The organism is Pseudomonadota bacterium (assembly GCA_022361155.1).
In the GTDB taxonomy this organism is placed as follows: domain Bacteria; phylum Myxococcota_A; class Polyangia; order Polyangiales; family JAKSBK01; genus JAKSBK01.
In genome coordinates, this window is the sequence record JAKSBK010000424.1 from 1 (window position 1) to 11,536 (window position 11,536).

General features: G+C 64.6%; 6 protein-coding genes. All 6 read right to left on the reverse strand.

Features of this window, described 5'->3' with window-relative positions; genetic code table 11:
* On the reverse strand, positions 1-897 hold an 897-nt coding region (locus MJD61_16340), incomplete at its 3' end, for a hypothetical protein (protein MCG8556832.1).
* Positions 894-4,520, reverse strand: a complete 3,627-nt coding sequence (locus tag MJD61_16345) for a DUF6079 family protein (GenBank protein ID MCG8556833.1) — start codon at positions 4,518-4,520, stop codon at positions 894-896. The genes MJD61_16340 and MJD61_16345, both read right to left, overlap by 4 nt.
* Positions 4,517-5,224 carry a DUF4276 family protein gene (locus MJD61_16350; GenBank protein ID MCG8556834.1) on the reverse strand — a complete coding sequence of 236 codons (708 nt, stop codon included), beginning with the start codon at positions 5,222-5,224 and terminating at the stop codon, positions 4,517-4,519. The genes MJD61_16345 and MJD61_16350 overlap by 4 nt, the downstream gene beginning before the upstream one ends.
* On the reverse strand, positions 5,221-6,345 hold the full coding sequence (locus tag MJD61_16355; GenBank protein MCG8556835.1) for an AAA family ATPase: 1,125 nt from the start codon (positions 6,343-6,345) through the stop codon (positions 5,221-5,223). Before MJD61_16355 ends, MJD61_16350 begins: the two co-directional genes overlap by 4 nt.
* A gap of 53 nt (positions 6,346-6,398) precedes the next feature.
* Positions 6,399-10,040 carry a BREX-2 system adenine-specific DNA-methyltransferase PglX gene (gene pglX / locus MJD61_16360; protein MCG8556836.1) on the reverse strand — a complete coding sequence of 1,214 codons (3,642 nt, stop codon included), beginning with the start codon at positions 10,038-10,040 and terminating at the stop codon, positions 6,399-6,401.
* Positions 10,037-11,536: hypothetical protein (locus MJD61_16365; protein ID MCG8556837.1), on the reverse strand; the 1,500-nt coding region annotated here is incomplete at its 5' end. The genes MJD61_16365 and pglX, both read right to left, overlap by 4 nt.

Consider the following 11,536-nt stretch of genomic DNA (forward strand, 5'->3'; position numbering starts at 1 on the left):
GGCCAGAAGCGAGCTCGCGCCGTCCCCGAGCACGGTGAGGGTCTCTTCGGCGAGGTGAGAGAGCGTCCGGCGCAGGATCCGTCGGTCCATTTCGATGGGGTGTTCCGTGGCGGCGCGCCACAGCGGTCCCCATGCAGGCTTCGGTAGCTCTGGGGCATCAACCGCCAGCACTGCGCCCACCGTCAACACTGCACCCACCGTCAACACTGCGCCCACCGTCAACACTGCGCCGTGCACGACCAGCTGTCGAAGACGTTGCTCTGGTTCTCCGAGCGCCCATGCGAGAAGCTGTCCCTCGTCCCCATGCAGGCTCGGCAGCGCATCGCGGACGAGCTGGCTCACGTTCTCTTGCCAGTGCGGAGGATCTTGCACCCAAGTGGCGAGCAGCTCTGCGGGCGTCCGCGTGCGGACTTGCTCCCCGACGCTGGCGTCCACAAGGAGCTCGGTCAGCAGCTTTCGATCGACGACGGTGGGCAGCGTCCTCTGGCTGATGGCCATGCCCAGCTTGTCGACGTGCTCGAGCGCGAGCTGCTGCATGTACGGTGCCTCTGCACCGACAACGCGCACGCCAAGCACGACCTCCAGCACGTCGTTGACCGAGAGCGCGTGCACGCGCTGGTTGCGGGCCCGCCGGAGAAGGTCTGGCGCCTTCTGCACGCGGCGGGCGAGCTGCTCCGGCAGCACGGCGATCAACGGCGCGCCCTTGGCCTTCCAGAGCAAGTGGCGCAGGCCTATTTCGCTACCGGCACGATGAACGGCGTAGGATCCCTTGGATGTCGGAATCTCGTCCGGCAGGTCCTCCAGGCCCTCGCCGTCGATGACGAGGACGTAGCCGGTCTCGGCGGCGCCGCCCGCTTGCTCGAGCAACCGCCGCAGTAGCAGCTGCGAAGCGCTCACTCGCCGTCTTCCTCGGACGACAGGGTCTCCTGCCGCACCAGTGCCACGCGGATGCTGGCATCGCTCTGCTTCGAAAGCGCAGCGCGGACCTCGACAAGGAAGTCACTCACAGCATCGGGATCCGTTGGGTTGAGCCGCTGCTCACAGAGCGTGGCTGCCGCGCTGGGTGGAGGGGGCACGGGCGCCTGCGGTTGTCCGGTGGGCGGCGCAGGCTGCCCTGGCGGCGGTGGCGGCGCAGGCTGCTCCAGCAGCTTGTGAATGAGCTGCTGTGCCGTCTTGTTCCACTCCTTGACCCACTCCTTCGCCAACGGCTTCTCGGCTTGCGCCGCCGCCAATCGTCCCGCGAGAGCCTCCAGATGGTCCCGCACATCGGAGCCAAGGGTGTTGTGGTTCACTCCGGCCTTCAAGTTCTTGCGAGCGTTCTCGTTGAGATCGGCGAGCGCGTCACGCACGGCCTCAGCGCTCTGCACGAGGCTGCGCAGAGGATCCGGGGCGTCATCGGGCCAGGCCGCGAGCAGCTCGGTGAGCACCTCGTGGCTGTCGGTCGTCGCCCGGGCCAGAGGAGCCAGGCGAGAATTCGCGCCGGCCAGCTCCTCGACGCGAGCGCTCCCCTCTGCGCCGAGGTTGACGAGGCGCTGGTGAAGCCGCTGCAGAATCGTGCGCTTGTCCTTGCCGCGCTGCTTCAGCGTCGCCGCGAACCTGTCTTGTCCCTGAAGCGAGCGGTGCGCTCCCGGTCTGGGCTCTGAGAAGAGGTGATTCCCGAGGTCCCGCAGTCGGTGCCAATCCGCAGCACCGATCAGCGTGCCGCGCTGCAGTCGGATCCGCAGCGACGGCGACATGCCGATCTTCGCATCGACCGGCTCTCCGTCGACTTCTTGCAGCGCCCGATGGTCCCGCTGGCAGAGGAAGCAAAGAAAGAGGTCGACCACCGGCGGCTGGAGGCCGTACGTGTCGCGCAGATGCTCGGCGATCGGGGCCCACGCCACCGAGTCCTTGTCGGCGCGCTGCAAGACATCCTTGATGTACCGCGAGTCGAGGCGGAGCGAGGCCTTGGTCTGGCCGAGATTGACGATCTCGAGCGGCTGTCCGAGCGTCCGCAGAACCTTGCCAGCCCCCTCGTCATAGGCGACCGAGACGTTGGCTTCACCCGCCTGGACCATCCAATCGAGCAGCGTCTCGAGGTCCCCTCTCTTGGGTTCCGCTCCGAAGTGAGGGTGCTGCGGATACTGGCGATCCATGAGGAGCGTAGTGATCCGGCTGAGGTTTTCAGCGAGGGTCAGCCCGTCCTGTGGTCGCGAGTCGACGTCCGATATGAGCGCCAGAAGCTCGCCGTGGCGGACGTAGACCTCACGGAGGAGCTCGACGAGCTGTCCCTTGAGCTGGTTCTCGCGAACCCCGGCCTGCTCGATGACCTTGCTGCGATCCTGCGGACCGAGGGTCTCCAGCAGGTCCTCTTGACCGGCATCGGACAGCAGGTATCGGACCGCCGCGAGTTCGGTGAGCACTCCCAGCTCGGTCGGGCTCATGTGCCGCGGCAACCAGCACGCCGTGTAGATCACGCCTCGCTTCTTGCGCACGTTGGTGGCGCGCAGACGATCTTCGTCCACCGTGTGGCCGGGCTCGTCCCACGGGTAGTCGACGAGTACCTTGAACGCGCCGGCCGGCGCATCGAAGTCGTCGTAGGACATCTCTCGGACGTTGCCGAGCTTGATGCGCCCCTTGCGCCTGGTCCGACGCCAAGTGAGATCCCAGTCTCCCTCGTTGGGCCCGCCCTCTTCGAAGCCCTTGACGTCCGAGATCTCGAGCGCGTCCTTCAGCGCCGTCCAGAAGACCTTGAAGCGCTGCGCTACGTTGTCGACCTTGGAGCGCGCCCGGCTGAGAATCTCGCCCAGGCTGACCCGGCCGAGGACGTAGCGAACGATGGCGGTCTTGCCCTGGCCGGCAACCTGAAGGTCCGGGACCTTCTGGGAGAGCGCGAGCAGGTCGGTCTCGGCCACGCGCACCCGGCCTCGGAACGTCTCGCCCTCAACGTCGACCGAGTTGAGCTGCACCAGCCGTTCGACGGTGAGACCTCCCTCCTTGAGCCTCGGAGACACCTCCGCAAGCAGCACGGTCTTCACGAGCTGGTCGAGCGCTCGCCGCCGTTCCTCGTCGAAGTCGCTGGCGTCGTCTTCCGCCATCTTCTGCATCGCCGGCGCCAGCCGCGCGTAGTACTGATGGTGGATGTCCTGCATCAGCTCGACCTTTTTGCTCGCCTCCACCCCGGACTCCGGAAAGATGGCGGCGAAGGCCGAGCCAACCGGCAGAAACTCGCCGAGTGGCAGGTTCGGGTAGTGCAGTACCAGTAGCTCGTAGAGCAGCCGCAGCGCTGAGCGCTCGCGCTGCATCAGAGAGGTCACGTCCACCAGCATCTCGATGAGCGCCGGGTGGAACGGGTAGACGTCACGCAGGTAGTCGATGTCGGCGCCCGCCAGCAGCGCGGGCAGCAACTTCTGGTGTGCATCCGTGAGGCCACCGACGGCCTGTTTGACGGCCTCCTTGTCCCGCGCGCGAAGCACACGCCCGCGTACGATGTGACGGAGCTCGACGTCCTGGAGCTTGGTGACCTCGAAGCGCTTCGCGTGGTGGTCGAGGTGCTCGTGGATCTTGCTCTCGTCCACGAGGTCCGGGAAGAACTCCTGCAGGTTCCGCTGCCTCGCGACGAACACGAAGACGGGGGCCGGGCGCTGACCGGTGTTGTGATCGACGATGACGTTGAGGCTGTTGATCTCGCGAACGAACTCCTGCCCGGATTTCTCGGCGAGCCAGAGCAGGAACTCGTCGACCATGAGCACGATGCCACCGAAGCCCTGAGACCTGGCGTGCTCCCCCATGCGCTTGAGACCTTCGCTCCAGCGCGGGTCGATTCCCGCGTGCGACGGGTCGCGCCCCTTGTACTCGAGCCAGGTGCGCGCGAAGCGTTCGCGGGCCTTGGCGGAGCCGCTCGCGAGCTTCTCGAAGTCGTCGCGGCCACCGACGATTCCCGCGGTCTCCAGGCGCTTCCAAACGATGTCGCCATACTCGTCGGCCTCCCGGCGAACCTCGTCAAAGATAGCGTCGACGTTCAGAAACTCGAAGGGCGCCTTGCCGCGCCCCTTGAGAGCCTCATTGAACGCGTCGTACACGGCCCGGTCGAAGCCTGTGGCGCGACCGCGCACCGACAGCATGTGGATCCGAACCACGAGCAGCTTCGCATTGGGAATCCAGGTCTCGTGGCCGGGAACCTCGCGGCCCTTGCTCGCGAGCTCGTCGCGATGCGCCCTCAGCAGAAACCGGAACTTGTCCCAAGCGGGGGAGACGTTCTCCAGGAGCATCGCCAGCATCGTCATGAAGTGCGACTTGCCGCTCCCGAAGCTGCCGTGGATGAAGCGGCCGTATTCCTCGCCGCGATCGAAGACCTGCTTCATGTCGTCGAGGATGCGGGGGAGCTCTTTCTCAACCGCGGGCGTGATGACGTAGTCGTTGACGAGCTGCTTGACCTCTTCGGAGCCGGGTTCGGCTTCGCGCAGCTTGATCACGAAGCCCATCGCCCGGATGTCTTCCGGCCGGGGAAGGTCGAAGGCGTCGGTGATCGTCAGGGTCACGGCTGCGCCTCCGCCAACGTTTCGAGTTTGGCGATCCACGCGTTGAACCGCGGGCACTTCGCACGCAGGGTTGAAAGGCCGGTCTCGATCGTTACCAGCTCGCCATAGAATGGCTTCCCTTCGCCCTTCGTTCGGTCGCCCGGGTTGTAGCTCGGGATGAATCGCTCGAGGCGTTTCGATGGTGCGGTCTCGTTGCCGTCGTTGACGTCTTCTGGATCGAGGCTGCCGATGTCGGTCCTGAGCTTCAACAAGCCAGCGCGGTCTGCCGGGTCTTGCAGTATCGAATCCAACACAGAAAGGCCCGCAAGAACCAGTGCCTCGAATTCGTGGCGCTGCAGGTACGGGATGAAGCGCCGGTCGCCGATGACCTTGGCCATTTCCTCCTCTAGCAGCTCGCACCGCTTCCGAGTATCGCCGACGCTTGAGTGGACAGAGAGAGCAGGAAAGTTCTTTGGAAGGCCGTAGAGATCGAATAGCGTGGTAATGCGAACCTCCGGCCGGCCGTCGCAACAAAGGCGCCGGAGGTCAGCTCTCCACTTGCCCCAGTCGCCGCCGCCTCGGTGCTTGCGTCCGTCGCGCTCCCGCTTCGTGGAAACTACAATAGGCGTCGCGTAGACCTTCACGCGTGCAAGGTGGGGAGCGAGCACACTCTTGACGAAGGCTAGCTCGGTTTGCCCCTCGAGCACGACATAGACGGGCGTCATGGGCGCCCTCCCAGCAGGTTCTTGTCGTACAGCTCGGATAGACAGTAGTCCTCGAGCCACGCTTCGAGAGCTTTGGGATCGAGACGCTTGAAGTGGCTCGCCCCATCTTGGCGTTCGACCACCACCACGTCCGCTGGCTCGAACTCGTCGAGGAGCGCGGGCGACTGGGTCGACAGCAAAACCTGGCAGCGCGACGAGATCGCCCGGACGAGGGAGGCGACGAGAGAGAGAGCCGCTGGATGCAACCCCAGCTCGGGCTCGTCGATAGTGATGAACTGGGGCAGCGTTGCAGATGGCTGCCCGAGGGCCGCGATCAGGGCGATGGCACGCAAGGTACCGTCCGAAAGATCATGGACATCGAAACGATGGTCGCGCTCATCGACCCAGTAGAGGCGCACGGCTGAATCTGGCCCATCGGGATCAACCAGGTCTGGCTCGAGCGCCTTGATGAACGGCGCGACTCTTCTCACCAGCCCTTCGATAAGATTCCAGGCCGGACGCACATCTTGGCTATCGTTTGTGCGCAAGCGGTACAAGAATGCTGCGAGGTTGGAGCCGTCTGACCGGAGATAGCGGTCTTGCGATTGACGGGCGTTCTGACGCAGCGGCGAAGTCGGCGATGTGTCGTGGAAGTGAAAGAAGCCGATGCGCGACAGAAGACCGTTGACCACGCGCTCCGCCGCTGCGTTCGGTTCCTTGGCTCGGGCATCCAACAACGATTCGGCATGACCGGCACCCAGTGAAACGCGGAGGGGCTTGGGCTGATCGGTCGCGTGGAAAAAGACGGTCTCGTCTAGAAATATGAGCGCGTCGCCCGCCGCATACCCGAGACGCGCACCGTAGGTGTCTTCACCTTTGTCCACAGCAAACCGCAACTCGAGCTCGATCTCCCGGGTGGTATTGGCACCGTAGTGCAAGAGCGCAGACGCGCCGCCCTGTTCGCCCACAAGGCGGCGCAGCGACTGTGTCCGCATCAGCGGCACCATCCGCAGCGCTGTTAGAAGATTCGACTTGCCCGACCCGTTCGGTCCAATGAGCAAAGTGAGCGGTGTCAGCTCGAGGGTGACGTCGCGCAGTGAACGAAAACCTGCAATCCGAATCTGCGTCAGTTGCGACTTCATGGAGTGACCTCGTAGGCCCGCGTGATGGTCAACTTGTTGCCGTTGGTCATGGCCTAGCTCTCTTCCTGAACCTCGGCGCCGTTCGCCTCGCTCTTCTTCTTGCTGCTCCGCTTCCTGCGTCCCGCGCTCTTCTTGGTCGCCTTGCTGTTCTTGCGGCTCGCGCGTGAGCTCGGCGGTGGGAACCGCTTGCGCCACTCCTCGAGCAACTCCCTGCTGGGCCCGTCACTGCCCACGAGGGCCTGCAGCTCGGCCTTCAGCCTGCTCGCTGCCGTGGCGTCCTCGCGCGCCACGTCGGGAAGAAGCCGCCACGCGCTGTCGAGCAGAGCGATGCGATCGGCCAAGGGCACCCCGCCGTCCTCGAGCTCTTCGTCGATGGCGAGGATTGCCTTCAGGCGCTCGAGCGACGTCCAGCCTGCCCAGCCATACAGCGTGTCGACATTGTTGCGACCGGGCACCTCGGTGAAAGCGATGAAACGCTCCTTGGGGACATCGAGTTTGCCGCGCAGCTTCCAGTACTCGGGTTTGATAAAGTCACCAGTACGATACGACGGTGGAACTTCTGGTATGACTTTTTCCCCGGCATCCTCGCAACGCTGGTCCGCCCAGGTGCGTTCCCATACACTTCGCTTTGCTAGACCGCTCGGCTTGTAGATGTGAAACCGATGATTCGGTACCGCCTCCCCGAACATCGTCTGTGCGACGAGATGCGACAGATTGAAGTCACGACGTCCGGTGAGCACTTCGCACGCAGCTAGGACATGAGTGTCGCCCTGGAGGGCAGCTACGAGCTGTTGAATTGTCGCGGTCCGTCCCCGTTCCTGCGCGGCTGCTTCGACGTGCTCGGCAAGCCACGTAGTCAACGCCTGCTTCTCTTGGGACTCGTAGTCCGGTCTGTACCAGCGGCGCTTGAAGTTCGCCGTCTCGATCAATGCGAGCTCCGGGTTCCTGCGCGTCCGCTCACGCCGTGCCTCAATTCGAGCCCGTGTGCCGGACGAAACGGAGCGCGGAAGGGCGATAACCGGGTCCCATCGGTGACGCTCGAACCAGACGGTCGGAAGCTCATCTGCATCCTTTCCGTTTGCCAGAGCAGCACGGTTTGCGGCATCGCGTTGCGCGAAGTCCAAGCACCAAGGAAGATACGTTGGCAGTAGCGGTTCAACTTCATCGGGCGAAACCACATCGCTTTGGTCGTCTAGCCCGTAGAGGGCGTAACAGAGCCAGTCGAGTTCCTCCTGAAGGGCGGCCATGCGCTGAAAATCAAGAAAATCCTGCTCGCGACGCCTATCCAAGGCGCATCGAAGCTCTCGCGCGGTTAGCCACGACTCGACGTCGTCCAATATCACGCCTGCGTGCCGCTCAAGCCGCTCGCGCGCCAATAGGTCAAGCTGCTTTGCGTACTTGCTTGCCCGTTTGACGTCTTTGGCTATCGGAAAGAGCTTTGACTTCGTAGCATCGAACTCGTAGAACTGTTCCCAGTCCGTGACCGTGAGCCCCCCACCTTGACCACGAATGCCTTTGTTGTGGAAAACCTGCTTCATCCAGAAGCAGGCTACCGACGAGTTGAGCAGGCCGAGCAGCGCGAGGTGGTCGTCCTCGGTGGCGTCCGGCGGGAGCTTGATGACCGGTGCGCTTTGTTTGAACACCTTGCCGCCGCGTTCGAGAACGAAATGGTTGTGGGTTGCTACGAACGCGAATGCGATGGACAGGGGGGTGCGAAGGCGCTCTGCATAGTGCTCCAGGTGTTCGTACCAAGTCCCCCCACGCTGCTCGGGAGATTTTCCAAACACCGTTCGTGATCGCAGCAGCGTACGGAAGCTCCAGAAGTACTTCCTTACAGCAGGGTGATCGGCTGGGATAGGAGCGCCGCCCATCTCAACGTAGGGGTAGAGCACGTGCTCGCTTGGCTGAATGGACCAATCCCGTACTACCTCGCCAATAGTGAGCGGCTTGACGAGCTCAGGAGCCGCAAGACGTGCGGCTGCGTCCGGAGCCATCATGTAGATAGGGTCCTGACCGCAAACGGTCGTTCGTCCGATCTCATGCGCGATGTTCTTCAATCGTCGATTTGCCGCTGCATCCAGCTTCTCCTTCAACTCCGCAGCACCACCGCCACCCAGACTCCACGGGTGACCGTTCAGGGTCTCCCGCGGCAGCTCGGCAACGCTCACGTACTCGTTCTCGAAACCGACGTGATCCCAGCCCTCAACGAGGCTGGACCACACCTGGCCCGTGGCCGGGTCGTCTGGGGTGCCGCTCTCCCCGCGCTTGCCCATCACCGCCCGGACCGTTTCGCGAGATGGTGGCCCATTGCAACCGAACAGCAGCACCGTGGGCGTGCCGTGGAACGGGATGTAGGCCTGCGATGTATCCACGACAAGGGTTAGGTCGAGCGCGGCGAGCACCTTCTCGACGAGCGGCTTGCCGAACTCGCGCTTCATGAAGTTGTTGCTGGTGATGAGCCCAACGAAGGCGTCGCGCATCGCGAGTTGAAAGCAGCGCTCGGTGAATGGCGATGCCAGCGAGTACTGGCGGTGGGCCGAAACATAGCGCCTACGCCCTCCAACTCTTTCACGGTGGTAGGCTTTCTGCGCGTCGTCCTTCTCGACAATGTATGGCGGGTTCGCCACAACGGCGTGGAATCCAGGCTGCAGCAGTTCCCGAAGCGCGGCCCGAACCTCGGGCTTCGTCAGGCTCGCCCTGGGCGCCTCGTTCTTGGTTGGGTCCAGTAGGTCGAGCTGCTGCCCGCGCGTGTCTTTGCCCTTCTCCACCTGCTCGAGTCCATCCGCCCAGTACACGTGCGGGTGAAACTGCGCCGCTTCCGCGAGGGTCCCAATGCCGGCGAGCTCGGCCGCAGTCATCACCAAGCGTGCTCGCGCGAGCGCGCAGGCGTAGTCGTTGAGGTCGATACCGACGACCCGCTCGAGGCAGTGGGTGACCAGCTTCCTCTTGTTCCACTCGGGCTGCTTTTCCGCGGTGGCAGCAACCAGCCGCTTGAGCCCATCGATCAGGAAGTGACCCGAGCCGCACGCGGGATCGAGAAGCCGGACCGCGTCGGCGCCGAAGGTCTCGATGGCCGGCGTGAGCGTGCGGTCGAGGATGAACTCGCGCACGAAGTCAGGCGTCTGGCAGAGCGCGAAGCGATCCTTCACGACCGGATCGAGGTCCTGGTAGAGGTCGCCCATGAGCTCGCCCTCGAAGCGCTCGTCGGCAAAACTCCACTGCGTGCCCGTGTCGGGGTCGCGGTGACGCCAGAAGAGGAGCAGCTCGCGTGAGAGCTCGTCGGATGGCGATACGACCTCGGCTGGCTGCGGGCTGAAGAGCTCGGGCAGACCGCCCTTCGGGCTCGCGAGATCCCGGTACACCCAGCGAAGGAACGCGGTCTCGCCGAGGTTCGGGGCGAGCCGTTCGAAGAGCTGCTGAGCTTCGATGTCGAGGATCCGTCCCGGCGAGAGCAGCTTTCGATCCTCGACGACACGAACGTAGACCGACTTGAGAACCCAGAGCACGGCTGCGCGCCGGGCCAACAGGTCGGTCCACACGTCGAAGTCCTCACCGACCTGCTCGTCTGCGTGCAGCTTCTTCGCCCGATCGCGCGCCGGACCTTCGGCGCGGATCTTCGCGCGAAGGTCCTCGGCCACCTTGGCGACGTGGTCGCGAAGGGCGGTGGTCAGTCGGGCTCGATCGGCGGGTTTCACGACAGCTCCTTTGCTTGAGCTGCCGCGGGCAGCGGGTTCAGAACGGGCAGCGTCGCACCCTCGAGGTGCCACATGGGCGGCCCTTCATTGAAGCGCGGCTGGCGATTGTGGATGACCCCGGGGACGACGAGCACCCAGAAGCCCCGGCTGCCCGAGAGCGTCTCGTCGTACAGTCGGCGTGGCAGATCGAGCGCCTCGCACAAGCCGAAGAGCGCGGTGTCGCCGAGAACGACGACGCTTCCGGGGCGGCCATGCTCCTCGAGAAGTCGGAAGAGCGTCTCTTCCGCAGCCTCGGTGAGGGCATCGCGCTGTGCGACGAAGCGCTCCGCGCGCTCGAGCGCCGACACGTCAGCGCCGTGGTCGGTGAAGAACGCGTCGTCAAAGGACACCCACGTGCCGCCGAGAGCCTGCGCGACCGAGTGTCCGATCTCGGCGTGCTTTTCGGGCGGCGTCACCAGCATGCGGAAGCCGCGCGACGTAGCAGCATCGCGCAGCATGTCGCGCACGCCCTCCTCGGGGCTCCGCTCGTTCCCGAGCACAGCGGGCAACTCGTCGGCGGGCAGAGCCGGCGCGGCGAGGACCGACCCGGTGCGTCCGGGAATGATGTAGTGGCCCTGCACCCGGCAGTCGAGATCCCGGAGGATCTCCATCAAGTGGTCCGCGTCGGGATACGGCGTTCCCTCTCCAAAGGTCCTGCGAACGCGGCGCACGAGATCGTCGAGGGGGATCGCTTCCCGCGTCTGCTCGAGCACAAAGGCAATGCTCTGCTTCGAATCGACAGGGCCGATGAACAGGTGCCCGCTGTCGGTCAGCTCGACGTCCTCGCAGAGCCGGACTCCCAGGGCGAGCGGATCGCCATCGTAGTGCGGCAGGAGAGCCGACAACGTGCGACGAGCGGTCTCCGGCTCGACCGGCGGCCACTGGCCTGCAAGCCGCACGACCTCGGCGGAGAACGCGCGCAGGGTGCCGCGATCGAACGCGGCCCGGGCCGCCAGCGGTACCTCGACGCCGTCAACATCTACGAGCTGTGCGCGCGCTGACGAGAGGCGGACGAGCAGCCTGACGATGCCAGCACCCGATACCATGCCGGCGGGCCACTCCTCTTCGAATCGTTGACCCAGATCGTCGAGCCGGACGATGCCTCCAAAGCCGTCGAGAATCGTATCCAGCGCGGTCATGAGGTCGGAGAGCACTGCGACGTCGAGCCGATCGAGGCCACGGGAGCAGTCGTTGCTGACTTGCGGTTGTGACATGTCGATGTCGCGCGCGACGTCGGCCTGTACCTCCGGCTCGCCCAGAATGCCAACCACACGCTCGACGGCGATGCGTTGACGTTCGTTGAGGGGGCGCGCGGCGAGCTCCCAGATGCGATCGAGAGTGTGGACGCTCTCCGCCTCTTCGCTGCGAGTGCGGAACTGGTGCAAAGCCTCCACGACCTCGGCCAGCCGCTTGCGGCCGATCCCGGGGACTGCGAGGAGCTCGGTGCGCGTGAGCCC